Below are 22,538 nucleotides of genomic sequence, written 5' to 3'. Positions count from 1 at the left end.
ACGCCAACGCAGACGAGAGGCCGGTATAGTAGTTTGTAGGCGTTGCAGTCAGAGAAACGCGGCGTGAATATCGGGCTCGCCGACGCCGTCGTCCGTGGAGGGAGGACGACGGGCAGGGACGAGGCTCGTCAGGGCGGTTCGGGAGACGTCCGCGAACCGGTAGCCGGTGAGGGGGGCGCCAATTGCTCAGTCGTCGCTGACGGGTGAGGCGTCGACGCGGCTGGTCGGCTGGCCGCCGACGGCGCGATACACACACCAGCCGAGGATCGCCAGACAGCCGAGCAGCGGAGCAGACGCGACCGTGAGCAGTGACTCGGCGGCACTCGAAACCGGTGCGGCCACGACAGTGGGCACACTGGCGGCGGTCAGCACCGCGTCGACGTGCGCCGGCTGCACGGGGAAGGAGACGCCAGCAGTCCCGGCGAACAGCAGCCCGCGGCCGCGGCGTCCGCGGTCGAGGTAGAGCAGACAGACCAGCGGGAAGTAGAGGTAGACGACGTACAGCGCGTTCGACGCGGGAGACGCGAGCACCACGGCGAGGACGGCGACGAGGAACGTTACGAGACGGTCCGTCAGCGTTCGCGCTCGGAGCGCGACGAGACAGACTGCGGGCGCCAGCACCAGCACGGACGCGGGGACGTACAGCCCAGGGTCGAGGGCCGGCAGCAGCTGGGAGAGTGGCCGGGACAGCGACATCGCGAAGAAGTTCGGGGACACGGTGCCGGCGAACTCCTCGATGCGGCTGCGCGCCGCCAGCACCGCGACGTACCGGTGGTAGGCGTCGACGCCGAACAGTAGCACGCCCACAGTGAGGCCGAACAGTCCCGTGGCGATGGCGGCGGCGGTGGCGCGCCACGCGCGCCGCCAGAGCAGCCACGCGCCGAGCGCGGCGGGGAACACCTTCACGAGCGCTGCGACGCCGAGTGCGACGCCCGCCAGCGACTCGCGGTCGCACTCCAGGCCGACGAACGCCGACGCGAGCGCGAGGGCGACGAGCGCGTCCGCTTGGCCGAGGCCGAGCGCCGCGACGGCCGGCGCGCTCCCGACGCAGAAGCCGACGACGAGGAGTCGGTCGAGGCGGCGCAGTCGGCCGCGGCGGGATTCCACCGTCCGGACGGCGAGCGCCGCGACGCCGAGGGCGGCCGCGGCGTTCACGGCGGAGTGCGCGAGGAACGCCAGCTGCCAGCTGCCCAGGGCTGCCTGCGGGACGAAGAGGAGGACGGCGGGCGGCGGGTAGACGAACGTCACGCCCGCGAGTCCGGTGTCGATGCCGACGAACGGCTCGCCGGCGAGCGCCGCTGTCGCGGCGGCGTAGTAGGCGTGGAAGTCCCAGCCGAGGGAGGAAACGGTGGCGGGGTGCAGGAAGTACAGGGGGACCAATGCGCCGCCGGTGATGCACGCGAGCAGGAGTGCTCGCCGACCATCGAGGTGGAGGGTGGCGAGCGACGTGCGTAGCGAGCGCCACAGTTGGAGCGCGGACATCAACTCGAGGCGGGACGCGCACAGTCTTAGTGGGGGTTCGCCGGTTTCTCGGCGAGAAACGCCAGCAGAGTCCCACGGGGCCGGGGTATTGGGGGTGTTACTGAGCCAGAAGTCGAGGGGAATACTAAACCGGGGTCGTGCGCACAACCCTGTGGTATGGTGGCTGCCATCAGGACTGCGCCGCGGTGGGGCTGGGACGCTGGCCGAGCGAACGGCAGCCACAGTTATCCCGGTCGGGCCGGAAGAGTGGGGCAGACGGACAGCGCACGGACGACGCCGCGGACTGCTGGGCTCGCGGCCACGGCTGCGACGCCCGCGACTGCACGATCCGTCGAGGGCACGCGATGACAGACGACCACTCGGCTTCGATTCCGATGGCAGCGTTCCCGCAGCCCGTAGTGCGGTACGTCCTCGAGGACGACCGGCCGCTGGTCGCAGCGACGAACAGCGCCTTCGAGGACGCGTTCGGCGATGACGCGGTCGGGTCGGCGGTCGCGGACCTCCTCGACCAGGTGGGGGCCAGCGACCGGCGCGAGGACGGCACGGTCGCCGCGAGAGTCGCTCGCGGCGAGGACATCGACATCGTCGCGGACGGTGACGAGGAAAACCGGAGGTACCGCGTTCGCGTCGTCGACGCAGGCGACGACGGACGGTTCCTCGTGTTCTCGGCAGTCGGCGGTGAGGGGGGTGCGGTCGACCCGGTCGGCGTCGGCGAGGTTGCGAGCGTGCTCAGCCACGACCTCCGCAACCCCCTCGACGTCGCGAAAGCCCACCTGCGGGCGGCCGAGGAGACCGGGGACCGCGAACACTTCGACGCGGTGGCGGACGCCCACGATCGGATGACGGAGATCATTCGGGACGTGTTGACGCTCGCGCGCGGCGACGCCGCCGTCGAACCGGGAGAGGAGGTCGACTTGCGGGAGGTGGTGGCCGATGCCTGGCAGTCCGTCGACACGCAGTCCGCGGAGCTCAACGTGGCCGGTGAGCTCCCCGTCGTGTCGGCTGACGCGGGCCGCGTGCGGCGGCTGTTCGAGAACCTGTTCCGCAACGCGGTCGAGCACGGACGAACCGCGCGGCCGCCCGCTGCGGCGCGCGCGGCCGGCGAGGACGCGGCGGTCGTGACGGTCACTGTCGGCGCGCTGGACGAGGAGGGGTTCTACGTCGCGGACGACGGCCGTGGCGTCCCCAGCGGCGAACGCGAGGCGGTGTTCGCGCCGGGGTACACGCGGACGGAGGACGGCACCGGCCTGGGGCTGGCCATCGTCGAGCGGGTCGTCGACGCCCACGGCTGGGACCTCGAACTCACCGCCTCGGAGACCGGCGGCGCGCGCTTCGAGGTCCGGTGCGGTGTTGGCGCGTAGCGAGCGGAAGCCCACTGCGTCAGCGGTCGGAGGACCTCGAGTGGCCGCGGCGTAGACACCGACAGACCAAAGCGACTGGTCGTCGACCCCCGGAGACATGGACGAACAACTCCGGGGCGCGCCCGTCGGCGTGCTCGAGGTGACCACCGACGGCGTCGTTGAAGCCGTCAACGACACCGCCCGAGCGGTGCTCGGGGACGACGGTGTCCAGACCGGCGTTCCCGTCTCGGAGGCGTTCCCGCGGTCGGTCGAGGATTCGCTGCCGGGCGCCTTCGAGGAGGCGTCCGTCGCAGCGGCGTCGTTCGAGGAGTACTACCCGGAACTCGACAAGTGGCTCTCGGTATCCGTCGTCCCGGGGCGCGACACTGCCGCGGTGTACGTCGACGACGTCACGGAGCGGCAGCGGCGGGAGCAGGCGATGCAGCAGCTGCGCGCGGAGCGCGACCGGACGGCGGTCGTGGAGGAAGTGCTAGCTGATGTGCTCGCCGGATTAGTCGCCGCGCAGTCACGCGCAGCGATCGCGGAAACCATCTGCTCGACGCTCGGGGAGACTGACTTGTTCGCGTTCGCGTGGGTGGGCGAGCGGGCGGTCGACGGCGAGGACCTCGTGTCGCGGGCGGCGGCCGGCGACACCGGCGAGACGTTCGACGCGGTCCGCGAGGCGGTCGACAGCGACGCGCCGACACCGGAGGAGCGCGCCCTGGAGACGGGGGAGCTGCAGGTCGTCGAGCAGATCGCGGACGACCCGGGCGTCCCCGAGTGCGTGCGTCGCGCGGGGTTCGCCGACGGCGTGCAGTCGCTGCTGGCGATTCCGCTCGTGCACGGTTCGAGCGTGCACGGCGTGGTCGGCGTGTACGTGGGCGGTGTCGACTCCGTGTCCGACCGCGAGCGCGCGAGCTTCGAGACGCTCGGCGAGGTCGCCGGCTTCGCGGTCACGGCCGCGCGGAACCGTAGCCTGTTGCTTTCGGATACCGTAACGGAGGTGGCATTCGAAGTCGGGGACGACGCGGCGCTGGCGGCGGTGAGCGACGCGGTGGACGCGACGCTCACACTCGATGGTCTCGTCGCCGAGGACCGCGAGTCACTGCTGTGCTACGTCTCCGTGGACGGGGCGGCCGCGTCGGCGGTGGCGGCGGCCGCCCGGGAGACGGCTGGCGTCGCCGACTGCCGCGTCATCGGCCGCGGCAACGCCAGCGAGTCCGTGGAACTGGCGTGCCGGGCGGGGACGCCGCTATTGACGGTGTCGTCGCTGGGTGGGACAGTGCGGCGCGCGACGTACGACGACGGGGCGGGCCGCATCGTCGTGGAGCTGCCGCCGGACGGCGACGTGCGGCGGATGGCGGCCGAGATTACGCGTGACTTCGACGCGGAGGTCGCGGCGAAGCGCGAGCGCGAGCGGTCGGCGTCGACGAGCCGCGAGTTCCGCGACGAACTCGGCAGCCGACTGACTGACCGCCAGGAGACGGTGTTGCGCACCGCGTACCTTGCGGACTACTTCGAGTCGCCGCGGGGCAGCACCGCCGAGGAGGTCGCGGCGTCGCTGGACATCACGGGGTCGACGCTACTGCACCACCTCCGGGCAGGACAGCGGAAACTCCTGGACGTGTACTTCGCGGCTGACAGCCGATGAGAGTGGGTTAGAGTTCCTCGCGGCCGATGTCGTCGAAGGCGTCGATGACGTCGTCGTCCACGAGCAAGCGGCCCACGCGCTCGCGGAGCGTGTCGGCGCGCTCAGCGACGGCCCGGTAGCCGTCGTGGTCGTCGCGGGCCGCCGCGGTCGTCTCGGCTTCGATGATCGCGCGCTTGGACTGCGCGCTGAAGTACTCGCCGAGGAGGTCGTACGCGAGTACGCGGCGCTGCTGGTCGACCGCGGCGCGGACGTCCTCGCGGTCCACGGGCTTGCAGAGGTAGTCGTCGAACGGTAACTCGAGGACGTCGAAGTCGGGGTCGACGGCGGTGACCATGACGACGCGGCCGCGGAAGTCGCGGTCGTCGAGTTCCGCGAGGACGTCGTCACCGGACAGCCCTGGCATGTGGCGGTCGAGCAAGACCACGTCGATTGTGGACTCCTCGATGGTGGCGAGCGCGGCTTCGCCGTCGTAGGCGGTCTCGACGTCGCAGAAGCCGCGGAGGCGGAGCGCGTACGCGTCCGCGACTTCCTTCTCGTCGTCGACGACGAGCACGCGGACGTCGGTTGACTGGTTGGCCTGCGTCATGCTGTCCGGGCGCGTAGTTCGCCGTCGTATCCGGACCCCCATAACTGGTGGCCTTTCCCGCACCGTATGGGTCTGCATACCTAGACTGTCTGCTCGACTGTGGTCTGCATAGCTAGCATCAGAATCCACGGGGGCGTGGGTCCTCGCACGTAGTATGTCGACGCACGTGAAGCCCACTGGAACGTGTCCCCGAACGCGAACCGACGCCCCCGACCCCTCCACGGACGAACTCCTCGACCTCTTCGGCGACCAGTACACGCGCCGCGTCTTCGAGGCGGTCTCCGACGAACCGTGCTCCGGGCGCGAGGTCGCCGAAACCGCAGACATCTCCCGCGCGACCGCATACCGGCGGCTGAACGACCTCAAGGACGCCGGCCTCGTCACCAGCCAGATGATGGTCCGCAAGGACGGAAACCACTGGGAGCGATACGAGGCCACAGTCACCGAACTCTCGGTGACCGTCGACGACGGCCGCATCGAAGCGACCGTCGGCCACGACGACTGACCGACCGATTCCGCTGCTGGCGGCGACTGTCCCCAAGGACAGACTACTTCTACCGGGAGCGACACCGTCCGGTACTCGAAGACCCGACCCGTCGATGACCGTCCGTCCACCAACCCCGCCCGGTGGTAACCACTCGCCGTGATTGCGGCGACGTCCTCCGGCCACCTCGCGGTCACGCTCTTCGCCGTACTGGCGAGTGCAGCGTTCGCACGGACGGCGCTCAGCCACCGCGAGAACCCGACGGTGCTACCCGTCGTCGGCTTCGCTACCGCGCTCCTCATCGGCGCCGTCGTCCACCTCGCAGTCGTCGACCTCACCCCGGTCCGGACCGCGCTCGGCGTCCAGTACTCGCCGACTGCGACCGTCGGCGGCTACTGGCTACTCGTCGCGTTCGACGTCACCGCCGTCGCCGCCAGCTGCTGGTTCCTGTTCGCCCTGCAGTACACCGGGTCCGTCGACGCGACGTCGCGCGGCCCCCTCACCGCCGTTGGCGTACTACTGGCCGCGCTGGGCGCATCCAACGCCGCCCTGGTATCGTCCGGGCCGACCGCAGGCCTCCACGCAGCAGACTTCAACGCGGTGCTCGGCCGAGCAACGTTCCTCGCCGCAGCGCTGGCACTCATCGGCGTGTTCCTCCTCCTCGAAACGACCGCCCGCCACAAAGCCTTCCCCACGGGCCAGACCGCCCTCCTCGTGGCCGCCGTCACCGCCGTGTCGACCCTGCCGTTCACAGCCACCACGCTCCGCGACCCGGTCGTCACGCCGGCCAGCGTCCTCGCCGCCAGCGTACTGTCCACGGCTGCCGTGACCCGATACCGCGTCTTCGAACGCCTGCCGGCAGCCACCGTCGTCGGCCGCGACCGCATCGTCGACGAGATGACCGAAGGCGTCGTGGTCGTCGACGTGGACGGTCGCGTTCGCGACCTCAACCCGGAAGCAGAACGCCTCTTCGACGTCGACCGGGCGACCGCCGTCGACCGCCCCCTCTCCGCGACTGCACCGTCGCTTCCCGCCCCCGACGCCGTCACAGCGGCCGACCGCCACACCGTCGACCTCGACACCGGCGCCGTCGTCACCGTAGCAGCCAGCAACGTCACCGACCCCACCGGCCGAACACTCGGCCATCTGCTCGTGTGCCGGGACGTAACCGACCGAACCCGCCGCGAGAACCGCCTCGCCGTCCTCACGCAACTGGTCGCGGGCGCGACCCGCGAACAGATGCAGGCCGTCATCGACGCCACCGACGCCGTCGACGACGGCACCCGCGACCCAGCGAGCGCGGGCGCAGACATTCACGCGACCGCAACAGACGCCGCGACGCTGGTCGCCCGCGTCCGAGACGTCGAACGCGCGCTCGCCGGCAACACGGCCGACCACGCTGAGACCGCGGACCTGCACGACCTGCTCGCCGACCTCGACGCCGTAAACGACAGTTCAGCGACCAACACCCCCCTACCGTCCCCAGTCGACCCGGCCGTACTGTCGGCCACCCTAGATACGCTCGCGGTCGGCATCGACACTGCTGACGCTCGCGTCACCGTCCGCAAGCACGCGACCCGCGACCACGCCCTCGTCGAACTCGCGCCGTTCGACGCGACCACAGACCAGTCGGTCGCCCACCAGGCACTTCGCATCGCCGAACTCGCCGCCGACCACGCCGACTGGACGATCCGACCCACCGACGGCGACACCGTCACCCTGCGACTCCCACTCGCCCCCGAGACACCCCGTACGGAGGAGGAGACCACATGAACGCGGCGCTCCCACTGGCCACCGTCGACGCGACGGCCACCGCCGCGTTCCTCGCGCTGGCCGCGCACGCCATTCGCCACCGGGACCGCCCCGGCGCCGCGAGCGCCGGCCTGCTGTGGGCCGCACTCACCGCCGCGACAGCCGCGCTCGCCGTGAACCGCGCCAACGCCCTCGGCGACCAGACCGCGCTCTGGCTGGTCGTCGCAGCCTGGATTGCCGCCGTCGCCGCCTGGACAGCGTTCGCGTGCTCGTACACCGGCCGCGGCCCAGCAGTGACGCGCCGCGCGGCCACGCTCGCAGCCTGCTGCGTCGCAATCACAGCGGCAGCCACCGTCTCCGCCGGCTCCGTCACCGGCCCACTCGGCGCGCTCCTGCGAGTGAGCACGTCCGTCCTCCAGACGACGGTCATCAGCGCCGGCCTGTTCGGCGTCTTCCTCGTCGTCCGCGCCGCAATCGCCGGCGACCTGCCCGCAGGGCTAGCCGGCGCGCTCTCGATCGGCGGTCTGGCCGTCTCCCTGTTGTTGTTCTCGATGAGCGTCGTGGACGCCGGGAACCCGTCGACGCTCCCCGCGGCCACCTCCGCTTACCTCGCCGTCGCAGCCACCGGCTACGTTGGCGCCACGCTCCGCTACGACCTCTTCGGCGGGACGCCCGGCGCGACGCCGCTCGCACGACGCGTCATCCTCGAAGAAATGACGGAGGCGGTGGTCGTCGTCGACCGAGAGCGACGGCTCGTGGACGCGAACCGCGCCGCCGAGGACGCGCTCGGCGTCACCGTCGCCAGCGACGCCGGCCAACCGGTCGCGGACGTCCTCGGATTCGAACCCGCTGCAGCCGCGGAGGGCACGACCCACGTCGACACCCCGACGGGACGGCGGACGGTCGCGGTCAGCGAGTCCCCGCTCACGAACGACCACGGCGACGAGGTGGGCACGTCCTACCGCCTCGCCGACGTCACCGACGTCGAGACCAGAAAGCAACGCCTGGAAGTGTTCGACCGCGTCCTGCGGCACAACCTCCGGAACGACCTCGACGCCGTCCGTGGCTTCGCCGGCGCGCTCGCCGACGACGCACCTGTCGACGGCGACGACGTCACCAGACGCATCCGGCAGACCGCGACCGGACTCGTCGACGTCGGCGATTCCGTGGCACGCGCGAACCACCTGATGACACGGGACCAGCGACGCGACGACCGCGTGGACGCCGTCGCGCTCGCCCGCGACGTCGCCGCCGACGTCCGGGAGCACGCCGACTGCGAACTCTCCGTCTCGGCATCGACGACCGGTATCGCGCTCCGGACTGACCGCGCGGTCCTCCGAACGGCGCTCCTCGAGGTGACCGAGAACGCCGTCGAACACAGCAATCAGCCACGACCGACGGCGACGATAGCGGTGTCCGCCAGCGAGGAGCGCGTCCGGTTCACCGTCCGCGACGACGGCCCAGGAATCCCCGAACGGGAGCGCGCGGTCCTCCTCGAGGGCGAAGAGACGCCGCTCGAGCACGGCTCCGGCGTCGGCTTGTGGCTCGTGTCCTGGGCCGTCACGCGCCTCGGCGGCCACCTCACGATTCACTGCGACGACGCAGGCAGCCAGGTCGTCGTCGACCTCCCCGGTCGAATCCACAGCGACCCCCTGTGACTCCGGGGCGGCGTCCGCCGGAATCGCCGCCGGACCCCCGGTCGAACGGGCGCGTTGCAGTCTCCGAAACAGGTGCTACCGTACTATATGGCACCGCGGACACGGTTCACGTGGCCCGCTCCGCCCCGAGCGGGTCCCCCGAGACCCGGGTCACCCCGGTCGACCACTCGGCCGCCCAGAACGTCCCCTTCCCGGGCGGCCGACCGTCGTAGCGCCGTCCCCCCTCATCCCGACCGGCGCGTGACTCGACCCACACCCCCCTCGTTCCCCCACAGTAACCCACCGATACCTAGAGGCCAGCCCCGAAAACGAAGCACCGACGGTGCTACGGCACACAGACGCCAGTTTCTTTGCTGGCTGCCCGAAAGCACCGACACACCAGACCCCGAAGCACATGACACGCCTCGACCGCCGCCGGTTCCTGAAACTCGGCACCGCCAGCGCCGCCTCGGCCCTCGGCGGCTGCCTGCACGGCGACGGCGGTGACGGACGCGACCCCACGTTCGCCGACTGGCTCCCCGCGGACGACGGCCCGCTGCTCGCCGCGTCCCTCGACCTCGCCGTGGCAGAGAAGACGTCCAGAATCGACCCGCTACTGCCGCTGTTGCTGCCGTCCAGCGACGACAACTCGCCGGGCGTCCTGCCGGACCTCTCAGCCCTCGACGACGTGGACGACCCCCTCCTCCGGTTCCCCCTCCGGACCGGCGGCCAGGTCGTGGCCGTCTCCACCCTCGCGCTCGCCGCCGCCGGCCTCGACTACGCGGTCGACCCCGCGACACCGACGACCGGCGTCACGCAGCTGTTCGCCGTCGACGGCGCCATCGTCGGCACCGGCGACCTCGACGTCGAACGAGCCGACGACGCGCTCACGTCTGGCACGCCGGGCGCGTTCGGCGACCTCCAGTTCGAGCGCGCCGGCGAAATCGGCGACTACGCCGCGTACGAAACGACAGAATCGAACGGCGACGTCGTGGCGCTCGGCGAAACCGCCGTCGTCGCGGCATCGACCCGCGAGCGGGCACGCACCGTCGTCGCGACGCACCGCGGCGACCACGACCGCGCCGTCGAGACCGACGACACACTCGGGGCACTCTCCGAGACCGCGGGCAGCGGCGACGTCGTCGTCGGGTGGCGCGATCAGGCCGATATCTCGGAGTTCTTCTGGCAGTCCCCCGACCTCGACCCGGCGAGCGAACTCCTCGCCGGCCAGGACGACCTACTCGCGTCGGTGACGTTCACGCCGAGCAGCGACGAAGTCACTGCCGAGTTCGCGCTCCAGAACGCAGACCTCAACGAGGACGGCCAGCGTCGCCTCGAAGACACACTCGGAGCGGCCGCCGTCGACGCGTCGGTGTCGGTAACCAGCGACGCGGTGTCGGCGACCGCGAGGTACACCGAGAACGCCCTGGACATCGAGTTCGTCGACCAGTCGGAGCCGGCGACGACGGCGAATCCACCCGAGGGAGACGACGTCCCGGAGGCGGTCGCGGACGCCGTCCCCGAGGACGCCTTCGAGTTCACGTACAACGCCGACGAGGGCGTCGTCCGCGTGGACTTCGTCGCGGAGTTCGACGTCGACGAGGTCACGGTCCGGGCCGTCGAAGCGGACAGCAGCACGTCGACAGAGACCCCCGATGGAGTGACGTTCCTCTCCGTTGTCGTCGACTCGGGTGGCGACGAGGTCGTCGTCACCGTCACCGTGGACGGGCAGACCGGCGTCGTCGCTCGCCACGACGTACCCTGACTGTCGACTGGCTCACGCGCCCCGGTCGGGGACGTCGATCTCCACCGTCGTCCCGTCCGCGGTATCGAACGACAGGTCGCCGTTGAGCTTCCTGACCGCCCACTTCAGTCGCCAGAGCCCGAGCCCGGTCCCGTGCTGGAGCGGCGTCTCGGTGCCGGCCGCCAGCGACGCGAGTTCGGAATCTGGAATTCCCGGCCCATCGTCGGCGACGGTGACCACGTACCCGTCCGCGGTCTCCGAGACGGCGACCGTGACCGTGGAGTCGGCGTGCTCGATGGCGTTCTCCACAGCGCTATCCAGCGCCCCACGCAGCGCCTCCCAGTCGGTGACCAGGGGCGCGACGTCAGGCGTTTCCACGGTCACGGTGACCGACTCGGCGTCGATGGACGCCACGTCTCGAACGGTCGCCGCGAGGTCACCGCTCGACTCACGGACCGGCCGGGAAACCAACTGGTCTGCCGCACGGGCTTTCGCACCGAGCGCCGCCAGTTCGCTGGCGGACGACTGGATGGCCCCCACGCGCTCGCCACTCACCCCGGCGTCGTCAGCGAGCGCCTCCGCGTTGCCCGCGATGACGTCCACGCGATTCATGAGGTTGTGCCGGAGGACGCGGTTCAGGACTTCCAATCGCTGTTTGCGGAGTTCGCGCTCGGTCACGTCCCGCAGACTCACCAACGACCCGAGCCGCCTGCCGTACTGGTCCGTGAACGCCGTCACCTGTGGGTCGAACTGGCGCTGGCCCGCGTTCGTCTCCCACGTCACCGTCTCCATCTCCGCGAGGTCCCCGACGGTCGTCCCCGTTAGCGACGAGAACGAGTCGCCGAGCGGTCCCGCAGGCGGAACGTCCAGCGTCTCGCTAGCCGCCTCGTTCAGCTTCACGACACGGTCGTCGCGGTCCATCACGAACACGAGGTCGTCCGTCTCTCGTGGAATCGCTCGCTCGCCGAGTGCGCCGCTCGCCGGCGTCGAGTCGAACAGCCGGTATCGGAATACGGCCAGTAGGAACGCACTCGCCGGCACGACAAACGCCAGCGCGAACATGGCGAGGACGACGGCATCACTGGACTCGCCGCTGAGCGTGCCCACTGAGTTGATGAACAGCAACGGCGCGAACCCGGCGACTGTCAGGACCACCCCCTGCGCAACCGAGAGGTGGCCGTACTGGTACGTCGTCCGTAGCAACAGATAGCTCGCGACGGCGACCAGCGCGAACATGTACAGCAGCGACAGCGTGCCGAACAGCTGACTGAGGACGCTGGCGTCGACGAAGCCCTGCTGGCGAACGAACAACAGCGCGTTGACGCCCAGAATCGGCGCGGCCAGCGCCAGAATCGTCCGCCACCGGAACTCGAGATGCCGGCCCGTGTACTGGAGCGCGAACACGAACCACGGCACCATCGCGAAAGCCCACATCACCAATCCGATCTCCGACCACAGCAGCAGCCTGGTCTCCAGGAAGAACTCGTCCCGCAGGAACGCCACCGCACTCAACGTGACCGCCCCGACACCGAAGATAGCGGCGACTGCCGCAAAAGCGGTCGATCCCGGCTCCTCCCACCGCCGATAACAAGAAGCGGCAAGCCAGCAGAACACGCTACCGGACAGCGCTGTCGCGGCGACGAACACGACACGCAGCGAAACCGCCATACGACTCCTCTCAGTTACAAGGCAAAAACAGCTGTCACTCGAAGACTGACGTCAAAATATGCCTAAATTGAGTGCCCGGAAGCAGATCCGACCACCGTCCACGTCCTGCTTCAAGTGGGATCGCGGACAGACACAGCGGGGTCTTTCGAGGAACCAGGCCGGGCCCCACAGTCTGCCACGGGGTCGCGTTTCGAGAACCCGTGTTGCGGGTACGCGAGTACTGCCACTCAGCAGATGCCCGGTAGCTACTGTATTTTTTTAAATGAAGACGATTCGAAGCGCTCGAAACTTGGACGACCAGGTCGCCCGGAGCGCCAGCGGTCCGACAATCGATGGCCTCGAACCTATTCGTTCAATCAGAGTCGTCGAGTCGACCGCGTAGGTTCGGTTCGCTGGTTGTCTGGACTGACGGTTTCCGTAGATGGCTCCGGACAATCGTGAGAGCAGGGGGCGCCGCTCGTGGCTGACGCCACACTGGATTCAGTTCGGCTTCCTGTCGGTTGCGGATGTTGCCGGCTCGCTGGGGACGTTTCTTTACTTGCGGGATATCACCAGCGGGGGGTCGTGGGTCAATTCGGTGGTTGAGTCGGTGTTTACTGGCGTCGGATTCCTGGTGTTGAATAGCGAGGGGTCGTCTAAAACGCAGGACTGGGCGGTTCGCCACTCACTCCGGGCACGCGAATGCCGACCCGCTGAAATATGGCTGCAGCCTTCGCGTCCGCCGGGAGTCAGCTGCTCTGAACACTGCTTCTCGATGAGTGTTGACCGTCAAATCTGTCCAGTTTCGAGGGCGTGAATCACTATTCGGACGTGTTACGTGACGTGATAGTACAGCCACACTAGAACTTTAAGTGATTGAAATTAATACAGTGGTTACAATGTTCGGAGGGACAGGCAGAGACGGGTCGGCGCCGTCGCACGAACCCGACCACCGGTGGAGGGAGAACTCATGGGCCTGAAAGGTGCGTTCTACAAGGGATTTACGGGAGCGTGGATGATACTCGTGTTGGGAGCGTGGGCCGCGATCGACCAGGGATACACAGAGCCCTGGTTGTCCTTCGCGGACGTCCCCGGTGGGTCGGTCGGGGGGATGGCCGTCGCGTTGGTGGCCATCCTCGGCGGGGCGGGTGTCATCGGCGCCTCCCAACAGCGACACGAATCCGGCGAGTGGCAGGCGGCGGGCCGGCAGGCGGGGTTCGAGCCGGCCGGTGACGGAACGCTGCCTGAGCTGACGGGTACGGTCGACGGTCGGGCCGTCACTGCCCGGTACGAACGGCGGAAACGGGGCGGTGGTGCCGAGGATGAGGTGCGGTGGGTCCCGTTCACGTCCGTCGAAGCGGAATTGTCCGGCCCCGTCGACGAGGGGGTGGTCGTCGGTCCCGTCGGCGGCGAACTCCACGTCGAGGATGGGGTCGGTACCATCGACTTCGAGGACGTGGCAGCGAGTGCTGCGACCGCGGACGGACTCGTCTCCACCGAGACGGAGGCCCTCGTCGCGTTGGGGATGTCGACGGCGGCCGCGGAGCATCTGGTCGACGGCGTGTCGGGGGACGCGATACGTGCGATCGGGGACCTGCAGGTCGTCTCCGCCGGCGACGCGTCCGGCGTGGTCGCTCGCTGGGCCGACGCTCGCAATGAGGAGCTCGAGGGTTCAATGGCCGAGTATCCGGTGGAGAACCTCGTCGAGCGCGTCCCGGGCGACGCGACGACGGTCACCGTCGAGACGAAGGCGGCGGTGAGAGACGGCGAGGACCTTCGGCGGTTCGCCGAGGGGGTCGTTGCCATCGCGGACACCTTCGAGGAATCGATCACTCCGGGCCAAGTTTCCAGGTAGCACGGGTCGGAAACTCCGTGTGATGGCCGGGACGGGCCTCGCCGCCGCCGTCGTCAAGGATGGCTCTCCGTTCGTCGGGGACGACTCGAGGGTGGAACACCAGTCAAGGCTCATCCTGGTCTGCGACATCCGTACCATCGGCGCCAGCGCGGTTCCATCGGGTGGGCCGACGGCGGCCTCCGGCGGGCGGCGCTCTCCGACGGCGACGTGTATCACGCGCCGACCGTCTTCCAGCTGAAAGCGATGCTCTACCACGCGGGGATTCTGGCGACGCGCGGCGCGGAACCCCACCGGCTCGACCCCGAGTCCGACGAGTGGACGCTCCGGCACCCCCTCGACGTGGCCCGGCGCGGTTGACCCGCCGGGGCCGATTCGATACCCACGAGTGGGACGACGGACGCAACGACGGGCCACCACGCGAGGGCGAGCGTCAGGTGGTTCCGACGCCGAAGTAGTCGTGCGATGCGGTCCACGCCGACCTTCGACGGGGTGCAACCACCGTCGAGGGGTGCTGTATCGTCGCGTCCAGTCACCCGAGCCGACAGTGGGCGGTTCTCAGAGCGGGCTCCGGTCGTGCAGTATCGAGGGCGTTCGCGGCGCTCGAAGCGCAGGACGGCGTCACTTGCCCGTGTTCAGCCACCGTAGCCTCCGCCTTCGACCGGGCCGCTGAACACGCCGTAGAGGAACTTGAAGTACCACAGCACCAGCAGTAACACCGGGAACCCGAGGACGGTCACGAGGTTCAGCGCCAGCGGCGAGACGACGGCTTCCCGGACCAGCAGCCCGGTCGGCGGGTAGATCGTCGGGTACAGCAACACTGCGACCAGGACCGTCAAGAGGGTGGGGAGTGCCAGCGCGCTCGCCAGCCAGGCCCGGTACCGGCCGCGTCTGGCCAGTTCGCTGCCGCCCAGGCCAGCGGCGACCGAGAGGGCGACGATCGCGGCGACGGGAAGCGAGAGCACCGCGTCGGCGGCGCCGCCCGCGTCGGTCACGACGACGGTTCCCAGGAGCACGACGACGCCGCCGAGGTACGCCAGCGTCGCGCCGATGCCGTACGTGCGCAGCTCTGCCGCCAGGTCGGGGTCGGTTTTGGCCGCGAGGAACGCCGCGCCGGTGACGACGGAGACGGCGACCAGGCCGACGCCAGTGAGCACCACGGGGAGGGTCGCGCCGCCGAACAGCCAGCGGCCGGCGAGCATCCCGAACAGCAGCGGCGCGAACAGGCTGCCGCCGACGAAGGCGTAGTCGGCGTAGCGCTTCCACTGCTCGTCGTCGCGCTGCTCGCGGAGCTCCGGGCCGAGCCCGCGGAACACCAGCGCGAGGACGAACCCGATCGCGAGCAGGTAGTTGTCCGCGAGGAGGCGGGAGTACACCCGCGGGAACGCCGCCAGCAGCATCGTCCCGAAGGCGACGAGCCACACCTCGTTGGCGTCCCAGACGGGGCCGAACGCCGCGAGGAACGTCTCCCGGTCGTGTTCGCCCGTCCGGGTCGCGTACAGCATCCCGATGCCGAAGTCGAAGCCGTCGAGGACGACGTACATCCCGAGCGCGAACAGCACGGCGCCGAACCAGATCTCGGGCAGCGACTCGACGAGGTAGGCGTCGACGGGCAACAGCGGGTCAGTCATCGTCGGTCACCTCCGGGATCGGGCCGCGCCAGCGGCCCTCGCCGGACTCCCGGACGCCGAGGGCCCTGAGTTCCCCGCGGATCAGCCACTTCAGGACGTAGAGGGCCGCCAGCACGAGGCCGACGTAGACGACGACGAACCCGGCCAGGGTCAGCGTCGCCTCCGTGCCGGTGAGCGTCGAGGAGACCGCCTCGCTGGTCCTGAGTTCGCCCTGGATGACCCACGGCTGGCGGCCGATCTCGGTGACGTACCAGCCGGTGAGCAACGCGGCGTAGCCGAACGGCGACGCGGCGATCACCGCCTGCAGGTAGCGCGTGCTCTCCGAGAGGCGTCCGCGGTACGCGAGGTACCCGCCCCACATCGCCAGCCCGATGAACAGGAACCCGAGCCCGACCATGAAGCGGAACGACCAGAAGACGAGTGCGACGGGCGGGTTCTCCTCGTACTCGTTCAGGCCGATGACTTCGGCGCCGAAGTCCCCGCCGCTGGCGAGGAACGACCCGACTGCGGGGAGGCTCACGGTGACGAGGTTGTCGGCGCGCGGGTCGGTGAGCGCGTCCAGGGACTTCGGGAACGCGAGCAGGTGGAGGTCGGCCTGCCCGGTATCGTAGTGGGCCTCCATCGCGGCGAACTTCTGCGGTTGGGTGTTCTCGACGTGGCGGCCGTAGGCGTCGCCGTGGACCGCCTGGAACGGTGCGGTGACGATCAGGATGACGACCGCCAGTCTTAGTGCGGTGTTCCAGGCCTCCGCGTCGGGTTTCTTCCAGACGATGTACGCCGAGACGCCCGCGACCAGGAGCGCGACCGAGATGACCGACGCGTTCATCATGTGGACGTACATCCAGGGCAGTCGCGGGGTGAGGAACGCGGCGACGGGGTCGGTGAGTCTGGCGACCTCCACGCCGTTGCGGGTGATCATCTCGTAGCCCCGTGGGGTCTGCATCCAGGCGTTGACGACCAGGATCCAGAACCCGGACAGCCAGGCGCCGACGCCGACGAGGACCGACGAGAGGACGTACGTCCGGTCGCCGACGCGGTCCCGGCCGTACAGCAACACGCCGAGGAAGACGGCCTCCAGGAAGAACGCCATCTTCGCTTCGAAGGCCAGCGGGCCGCCGATCAGCTCGCCGGCCGCCTCGGCGAACTGCGGGAAGTTCGTGCCGAACTGGAAGCTCATCGGGATGCCGGTGACCGTCCCCATCACGAAGCCGACGGCGAAGACCTTCACCCAGAACGAGCGCAGTCGCTCGTACCGCTCGTCGTTCGTCCGGACGTCTTTCCACGTGAAGTAGACGACGAACGGCGCGAGGCCGACCGAGAGGGCGGCGAAGAGGATGTGCACGGAGATCGTCCAGCCGAACTGCATGCGACTCGCGAGCTCCGGTGAGAGGAACGCCGCCCACGTCGGGTCGACGCCGCCCAGAAGTGTGAGGGGACCCATGCGAGTTTGCCTACGGCGCACAGGGTAATGAATCGTCCCCTCGGTTCTCGCGAGCGGGCGGCCGCCGTAACCGTATTTTATGGGTTCTCGGGCCGTATTCGGCCGTATGAGTCGGCTCGAGTGCCTCGAGGTGACGGGTTCGAGCGGTCTGCCCGCGGGTGAGAGCGAGCAAGCGATGCGCTCGACGGGCGGCGGGCGTCGGCGATGACGGCGCTCCCGGCGGAGTTCTACTGGATCGCGGCGTTCGCCGTCGTCGCGGCGGCGGTCAACAGCGTCGGGATCCTCGTGATCTTTCGCCGCCGAGCGTGGGCCGAACGGACGCTCCCGTTCCTGATGTGCTTCGCGGCGGGCGTGCTCGTCACCACGCCGTTGGTCCACGCCCTGCCGAACGCGGTGGCGAACAACGCGGACGCCGGCCTGGCCGCCCTGGGCGGGTTCCTCTTCATGTACCTGTCGAACCAGGTGATCAAGCGTCGCACCGGCGAGGAGACGCTCGCGTTCGGGGTGACTGCGGCGGAAGGGATCGGGATCCACTCGCTCGTCGACGGCGTCGTCTACACGGTCACGTTCAACGTCTCCCTCCTGACCGGTGTGCTCGCCGGAACCGGGCTCGTCGTCCACGAGTTCGCCGAGGGAGTCATCACCTTCCTGGTCCTGCTGCGGGGGGACGTGACGGAACGGACGGCGGCACTGTACGCGTTCTTCATCGCGGCGTTGACGACGCCGATCGGCGCCTTCGTCGCCTACCCGCTGGTCCGCGGACTGGGCCCGAGCCAGCTGGGTCTCATGCTGGGATTCGTCTCGGGCGTCCTGATCTACGTCTCCGCAGCACACCTGCTCCCCGAAGCGCAGACCTACGAGGAGGAACACTCGATGGTCGCCCTCCTGGCCGGCGTCGGCCTCGCGCTGTTCATCGTGTTCGCGCGAGGCGCGTGAACCGACACCGTGACTCTGCACCGATACTGCCGGCGGCGCCTCCCTCGGTGCGTATCGACTACTGCGACGACGGCTCGTCCGGTGCGCATCGACCCGGTACCGACGTGGCCGAACGCCGACGCGGCCGGTCCGAGGGCACTGGCAGACCGACCGGCACTGGTCGCCGGTCGGACCAGAGACGCGGAGACGAGACACGGCCACCCCTCCACTTACATATACCGCTCGGTCGAACACGGGGTACGTGTCGGCAGTTGATCGCTCCAGGCCCCCACGTTCGCCGATAGGATGAACGGCCTGTACCGGCGGTATCTGGTCGTCGTCGTCCGGTTTCTGCCGTTCGCGCTGGCGTTCCTCCGCGACAGGCGGCGGTTCGTGCTGTTCGGACCGCGACGCCGCGTCCCCGACGAGACGCACCGACAGCGGGCCGAACGGATGCGGGACGCGATGCTCGAACTCGGGCCGGCGTTCGTCAAGGTCGGGCAGGTGCTCTCGACGCGTCCCGACATCGTCCCACCGGTCTACGCCGACGTCTTCGGGACGCTCCAGGACGAAGTCCCCGAGGACGCCGGCGGCGACCCGAAGCGGGTCCTCGCCGAGGAACTCGGCGACGAACTCGACCAGTCCACACTCGAACCGGTCGCCGGCGGCTCGCTCGCGTACGTCTACACTGCCGAGTACCGGGGCGAGCGGATCGCACTGAAGGTGCGGCGACCCGGCCTGAAACCCGTCGTCCAGCGCGACCTCCGGGTCGTCCAGGGACTGGTCCCGCTGGTCGGGCTCTTCGCCAGCGAGCGACAGCAGTACTCGATCGAGAACGCCGCCGACGACTTCGAGGACATCATCCTGGACGAACTGGACTTCGACCGGGAGGGGGCGATCATGGCCGACATCGGGGAGAACTTCGCCGACGACGACCGGGTCCGCATCCCCGGCGTCTACGAGGACCTGTCCTCGGAGCGCGTCCTGGCGATGGAGTACCTCACCGGCCGGAAACTCACCGACGACGACGCCTTCGACGACGTCGACGTGACGCCACACGAGATGGCGACCCGCATCGTCGAGGTGTACCTTGAGATGGGGCTCGTCGACGGGGTGTTTCACGCCGACCCCCATCCCGGCAACCTCGCCGTCACTGCCGACGGCCGGCTGTTGCTGTTCGACTTCGGGATGAGCGAACGCCTCGCGGCCGGCGTCCAAGCGGACATCGTCGGGCTCTACCGGGCGCTCGTCCGCCGGGACGTCGACGACCTAGTCGACGCACTGATCGCCCTCGACGTCCTCGAGCCGCACGTCAATCGGTCCGAGGTCGGTCGCGTGCTCGAACTCGTCGTCGAGAACCTCGAGGGCCGAGCGGAGGTGACCTGGCGGTCGATCATCGCGGAGCTGACGACGATGCTCCGCGAGTTCCCGTTCCGGATCCCGCCGGACGTGATGTTGCTCATCCGGGTCGGGACCGTCGGAGAGGGCGTCTGCCGACAGCTCGACCCGGAGTTCGACTTCCTCGCCGCCGTGCGGGCGTTCCTCGTCGAGGAAGGCCTCATCGAGAGCGAACTCGACGCGCTCCTCGAGGAGACGTGGGCGGACGTCCGCCGATCGCTGCCCGCCCTGGCACGACTCCCGTCCCGGTTCGATTCGGCGCTGTACCGCCTCGAACGCGGCGAGCTCGTCGTCCGTACGGAGCCCGTGGACGGACCCAGGAGTGGCGACCCGAACCTCGGCTACGCGGTGCTCGCCAGCGCGCTCGCCGTGGCGGCAGCGATCCTGACGTTCCACGACCGCCCGTACGAACTCCCCGTCCTCGCCGCTGCGACCGGGTTCCTCCTCGTCTACCTCCTTCGGCGCCGGACGACGTGACGCCCCGACGCCGCAGGCACGCAGCCGAGGAACTCAGAACCGGTCGGCTCGACGGGGTCGGGTTTCGCTTCGCGCCCGCTCGAATGGCAGTCGCCGGGGCCGCTGCCGTCGTGTTGGCCCTGCTCCGGTGGTTGTTACGGTGTCGGCAATTCCACGTTGGTGAGAACGACATCCCGACTCTTAGCGGGTCGGTCGCGTACTCCGAGGTATGTCCGAGACGTTCGTCGTCGTCGGCGGGGACGCCGCTGGGATGAGTGCCGCGAGCAAAGCCAGACGCGAGGACCCGGACCTGGACGTCGTCGTCTTCGAGAAGGGCGACTGGGTGTCCTACGCCGCCTGCGGGATGCCCTACTACGTGAAAGGCGACGTCGACTCATTGGACGACCTCGTGCAGGTCACTCCCGACGAGTTCCGAACGGAGCGGGACATCGACCTGCGGACGAACCACGAAGTCGTCGGCATCGACCCCGAAGCACGGACGGTGACGGTCGCCGCGGACGACGACCGCTTCGAGCAGCCGTACGACCAGTTACTCGTTGCGACGGGCGCCCGTGCGATCGAACCGCCGTTCGACGGCATGGGCCTCGAGGGGGTCTTCACCATCCACGACATGGACGAGGCCGACGCGATCCACACGCACGTGACGGAGTCCCACCCCGAGACGGCGGCCATCGTCGGCGGCGGCTACGTGGGCATCGAGATGGCCGAGGCGCTCGCCAGCCGCGGGCTGGACGTCCACCTGTTCGAGATGCTCCCGCACGTGCTCCAGCCGTTCGGCGAGTCGGTCGCGGAGGTCGTCGAGGACCACCTCCGAGACCGGGGCGTCGAACTGCATCTGGACACACCCGTCGAGGGGTTCGGCGGCGAGGACAACGTCACCGCGGTCGACCTCGAGTCGGGGACGGTGCCGGCTGATATCGTCGTCGTCGGCGTCGGCGTCGAACCGAACGCCGAACTCGCCGCGGACGCCGGCATCGAGGTCGGCGAGACCGGTGCGATCGCCACCGACGAGTACGGCCGGACGAACTACGAGACCGTCTTCGCGGCGGGAGACTGTGCCGAGGCGACGAACGTTGTCACCGGCGAGCCCGACCACGTCCCCCTGGCACTGACCGCGAACCGCTCGGGGCGAGCCATCGGCCAGACGGTCACGGGAACGCCGACGCCGGTCGGTGGAACCGCCGGGACCGCGATCGTGAAAGCGTTCGACCTCGGCGCAGCACGGACGGGTATCCTCGACGAGTCGCGGGCCCGCGAGGCGGGATTCGATCCGGTCTCCGTCGAGATCACGGCGCCGACGCGCGCCCACTACTACCCCGGAGCCGAGGAGTTGACAGTCACGCTCGTCGCCGACCGCGATTCGGAGCGCGTTCTCGGAGCGAGCGTCGTCGGCCGCGAGGGCGTGAAACGGATCGACACCGTCGCGACTGCACTCCACTCCGGCCTGACCGTCCCAGACGTGGAGCAACTCGACCTGGCGTACGCACCGCCGTTCAGCCCCGTCTGGGACCCGGTCGCGACCGCAGCGAGGGTCCTCTCGGGCTCACTGGAACGGCCGGAGTGAGGACACGGCCTCCGCGCCGACGCCCTCCACGAAGCGCTCGCCGAGACCGCCCGGGACCTGGCGAACGGTCTGCCTCTTCGGGCGCCGGGACGGGCCACCACGAGACGCCGACGCTGGAACCGAACGAACTTTACCCGGCGTCGCTGTCTGCCCCGACGAACGCCAATGTGGCCGTGGGGACACCTCGGGCTCGGGTACTTGCTCGCGTTGCCGGTGCTGGGGCAGTACGACGTGGACGACGAGTACGTCGCCCTCGCCGTGCTCGCGCTCGGCACACAGCTCCCTGACGTGGTGGACAAGCCGCTGGCGTGGACGTTCGGCGTGATGCCGTACGGCCGGGCGATGATGCACTCGCTGGTGGTGTTCGCCGCCGCAGCGGTCGTCCTCACGGTGCTCTCGGTTCGCGTTCGGGTGCGAGTGCCGCTGCTAGTGGGCTGGGCGAGCCACATCGCGGGCGACGTTCTCTATCCGCTGGCCGAAGGCGCGGTCGGAGACGTGACGTTCCTGGCGTGGCCGCTGCTGGCGCTCCCCGAGCCGGCCGGCGATTACGGGCTCCTCTCGTACTTTCGGCACCTCGCGTTGACGGGGGAGACGGCGCTCGAGGTGTCGCTGTTCGTCCTGGCTGGCGTGGTCTTCCTCGTTCGAGAGCGCCGTTCGACGCAGCGGTCCGTGCTCTCGGTGGAGAACGCGGACTGACAGCAGCCCAGCCGTGGCCGTGGGTCCGGTCGTCCAAGCGCTCACAGCCGTTCTCGGTGCCGACGACCGCCCCGATGTGGACGTCGACGGTCTCATCGGAGACGTCACCGAAGCGACCGCCGAAGACCTCGCAGAGACACTGACCGGGGAACGGTTCTGGGGACCTGCAATGTCACGCTCCGCCTCGGCGCGAAGTTCGCACGTGACGCGTTCGACCGTGCGTCTACGCGTTGAGTGCTCG

Annotated in this window: 16 protein-coding genes and 1 pseudogene; 12 read left to right on the top strand and 5 right to left on the bottom strand. The window is 69.4% G+C overall.

Going from position 1 to position 22,538, the window contains the following annotated elements; all coding sequences use genetic code 11:
• Window positions 1–186 precede the first annotated feature (186 nt).
• Window positions 187–1,482, bottom strand: coding sequence for a glycosyltransferase family 87 protein (locus U5911_RS12720; protein ID WP_336037334.1), 1,296 nt, complete (start codon window positions 1,480–1,482; stop codon window positions 187–189).
• 344 nt (window positions 1,483–1,826) lie between these two features.
• On the opposite strand from U5911_RS12720, the gene U5911_RS12715 reads away from it, so the two are divergent.
• Both U5911_RS12715 and U5911_RS12710 read left to right on the top strand, forming a co-directional pair.
• Window positions 1,827–2,843 (top strand): sensor histidine kinase, encoded by a 1,017-nt coding sequence (locus U5911_RS12715; protein WP_336037333.1) that lies wholly within the window; start codon window positions 1,827–1,829, stop codon window positions 2,841–2,843.
• Window positions 2,844–2,940: 97 nt separating this feature from the next.
• The gene (locus U5911_RS12710; protein ID WP_336037332.1) at window positions 2,941–4,473 is read left to right on the top strand and encodes a bacterio-opsin activator domain-containing protein; all 1,533 of its coding nucleotides are present in this window, start codon (window positions 2,941–2,943) and stop codon (window positions 4,471–4,473) included.
• A gap of 7 nt (window positions 4,474–4,480) precedes the next feature.
• Here U5911_RS12710 and U5911_RS12705 read toward each other — a convergent pair whose 3' ends face one another.
• A complete protein-coding gene (locus U5911_RS12705; RefSeq protein WP_336037331.1) occupies window positions 4,481–5,059 on the bottom strand; it encodes a response regulator in 579 nt (192 codons plus the stop codon).
• A gap of 154 nt (window positions 5,060–5,213) precedes the next feature.
• On the opposite strand from U5911_RS12705, the gene U5911_RS12700 reads away from it, so the two are divergent.
• The 4 genes from U5911_RS12700 to U5911_RS12685 all read left to right on the top strand — a co-directional run bounded on the left by U5911_RS12700 (window position 5,214) and on the right by U5911_RS12685 (window position 10,697).
• Window positions 5,214–5,564, top strand: coding sequence for an ArsR/SmtB family transcription factor (locus U5911_RS12700; RefSeq protein ID WP_336037330.1), 351 nt, complete (start codon window positions 5,214–5,216; stop codon window positions 5,562–5,564).
• Window positions 5,565–5,702: 138 nt separating this feature from the next.
• Window positions 5,703–7,316, top strand: a complete 1,614-nt coding sequence (locus U5911_RS12695) for a PAS domain-containing protein (protein ID WP_336037329.1) — start codon at window positions 5,703–5,705, stop codon at window positions 7,314–7,316.
• Window positions 7,313–8,953 carry a sensor histidine kinase gene (locus U5911_RS12690; RefSeq protein ID WP_336037328.1) on the top strand — a complete coding sequence of 547 codons (1,641 nt, stop codon included), beginning with the start codon at window positions 7,313–7,315 and terminating at the stop codon, window positions 8,951–8,953. Before U5911_RS12695 ends, U5911_RS12690 begins: the two co-directional genes overlap by 4 nt.
• Before the next feature lie 394 nt (window positions 8,954–9,347).
• Entirely contained in the window at window positions 9,348–10,697 is a 1,350-nt protein-coding gene (locus U5911_RS12685) for a hypothetical protein (RefSeq protein WP_336037327.1), read from the top strand.
• A gap of 12 nt (window positions 10,698–10,709) precedes the next feature.
• Here the strand turns inward: U5911_RS12685 and U5911_RS12680 are convergent, their stop codons facing one another.
• The gene (locus U5911_RS12680) at window positions 10,710–12,344 is read right to left on the bottom strand and encodes an ATP-binding protein (RefSeq protein WP_336037326.1); all 1,635 of its coding nucleotides are present in this window, start codon (window positions 12,342–12,344) and stop codon (window positions 10,710–10,712) included.
• Window positions 12,345–13,278: 934 nt separating this feature from the next.
• Here U5911_RS12680 and U5911_RS12675 point away from each other — a divergent pair.
• Together U5911_RS12675 and U5911_RS12670 are read left to right on the top strand one after the other, a co-directional pair.
• Complete coding sequence (locus U5911_RS12675) at window positions 13,279–14,178, top strand: hypothetical protein (RefSeq protein WP_336037325.1); 900 nt, start codon at window positions 13,279–13,281, stop codon at window positions 14,176–14,178.
• 168 nt (window positions 14,179–14,346) lie between these two features.
• Window positions 14,347–14,535 (top strand): annotated as a pseudogene (locus U5911_RS12670) (hypothetical protein); the annotation flags it as partial.
• A gap of 275 nt (window positions 14,536–14,810) precedes the next feature.
• On the opposite strand, the gene U5911_RS12665 reads toward U5911_RS12670, so the two are convergent.
• A complete protein-coding gene (locus tag U5911_RS12665) occupies window positions 14,811–15,806 on the bottom strand; it encodes a cytochrome d ubiquinol oxidase subunit II (RefSeq protein ID WP_336037324.1) in 996 nt (331 codons plus the stop codon).
• Entirely contained in the window at window positions 15,799–17,247 is a 1,449-nt protein-coding gene (locus tag U5911_RS12660) for a cytochrome ubiquinol oxidase subunit I (RefSeq protein ID WP_336037323.1), read from the bottom strand. The genes U5911_RS12665 and U5911_RS12660 overlap by 8 nt, the downstream gene beginning before the upstream one ends.
• Before the next feature lie 204 nt (window positions 17,248–17,451).
• On the opposite strand from U5911_RS12660, the gene U5911_RS12655 reads away from it, so the two are divergent.
• The 4 genes from U5911_RS12655 (at window position 17,452) to U5911_RS12640 (ending at window position 22,297) form a co-directional block, all read left to right on the top strand.
• Window positions 17,452–18,183 carry a ZIP family metal transporter gene (locus tag U5911_RS12655; RefSeq protein ID WP_336037322.1) on the top strand — a complete coding sequence of 244 codons (732 nt, stop codon included), beginning with the start codon at window positions 17,452–17,454 and terminating at the stop codon, window positions 18,181–18,183.
• 285 nt (window positions 18,184–18,468) lie between these two features.
• Complete coding sequence (locus U5911_RS12650; RefSeq protein ID WP_336037321.1) at window positions 18,469–20,037, top strand: ABC1 kinase family protein; 1,569 nt, start codon at window positions 18,469–18,471, stop codon at window positions 20,035–20,037.
• A 208-nt stretch (window positions 20,038–20,245) separates the two neighbouring features.
• On the top strand, window positions 20,246–21,601 hold the full coding sequence (locus tag U5911_RS12645) for an FAD-dependent oxidoreductase (protein WP_336037320.1): 1,356 nt from the start codon (window positions 20,246–20,248) through the stop codon (window positions 21,599–21,601).
• Window positions 21,602–21,766: 165 nt separating this feature from the next.
• Entirely contained in the window at window positions 21,767–22,297 is a 531-nt protein-coding gene (locus U5911_RS12640; protein ID WP_336037319.1) for a metal-dependent hydrolase, read from the top strand.
• Window positions 22,298–22,538 lie beyond the last annotated feature (241 nt).

This window comes from Halobacterium yunchengense, from assembly GCF_037031165.1.
GTDB lineage: Archaea > Halobacteriota > Halobacteria > Halobacteriales > Halobacteriaceae > Halobacterium > Halobacterium yunchengense.
The sequence above is the reverse complement of the archived record's forward strand: the minus strand, read 5'-3'. Positions and strand labels throughout refer to the sequence as shown.

Excerpts from the sequence above, each read along its gene's own strand:
- U5911_RS12720 (WP_336037334.1), bottom strand. The coding sequence starts at position 1,482 with ATGTCCGCGCTCCAACTGTGGCGCTCGCTACGCACGTCGCTCGCCACC.
- U5911_RS12715 (WP_336037333.1), top strand. The coding sequence starts at position 1,827 with ATGACAGACGACCACTCGGCTTCGATTCCGATGGCAGCGTTCCCGCAG.
- U5911_RS12710 (WP_336037332.1), top strand. The coding sequence starts at position 2,941 with ATGGACGAACAACTCCGGGGCGCGCCCGTCGGCGTGCTCGAGGTGACC.
- U5911_RS12705 (WP_336037331.1), bottom strand. The coding sequence starts at position 5,059 with ATGACGCAGGCCAACCAGTCAACCGACGTCCGCGTGCTCGTCGTCGAC.
- U5911_RS12700 (WP_336037330.1), top strand. The coding sequence starts at position 5,214 with ATGTCGACGCACGTGAAGCCCACTGGAACGTGTCCCCGAACGCGAACC.
- U5911_RS12690 (WP_336037328.1), top strand. The coding sequence starts at position 7,313 with ATGAACGCGGCGCTCCCACTGGCCACCGTCGACGCGACGGCCACCGCC.
- U5911_RS12685 (WP_336037327.1), top strand. The coding sequence starts at position 9,348 with ATGACACGCCTCGACCGCCGCCGGTTCCTGAAACTCGGCACCGCCAGC.
- U5911_RS12680 (WP_336037326.1), bottom strand. The coding sequence starts at position 12,344 with ATGGCGGTTTCGCTGCGTGTCGTGTTCGTCGCCGCGACAGCGCTGTCC.
- U5911_RS12665 (WP_336037324.1), bottom strand. The coding sequence starts at position 15,806 with ATGACTGACCCGCTGTTGCCCGTCGACGCCTACCTCGTCGAGTCGCTG.
- U5911_RS12660 (WP_336037323.1), bottom strand. The coding sequence starts at position 17,247 with ATGGGTCCCCTCACACTTCTGGGCGGCGTCGACCCGACGTGGGCGGCG.
- U5911_RS12655 (WP_336037322.1), top strand. The coding sequence starts at position 17,452 with ATGACGGCGCTCCCGGCGGAGTTCTACTGGATCGCGGCGTTCGCCGTC.
- U5911_RS12650 (WP_336037321.1), top strand. The coding sequence starts at position 18,469 with ATGAACGGCCTGTACCGGCGGTATCTGGTCGTCGTCGTCCGGTTTCTG.
- U5911_RS12645 (WP_336037320.1), top strand. The coding sequence starts at position 20,246 with ATGTCCGAGACGTTCGTCGTCGTCGGCGGGGACGCCGCTGGGATGAGT.
- U5911_RS12640 (WP_336037319.1), top strand. The coding sequence starts at position 21,767 with ATGTGGCCGTGGGGACACCTCGGGCTCGGGTACTTGCTCGCGTTGCCG.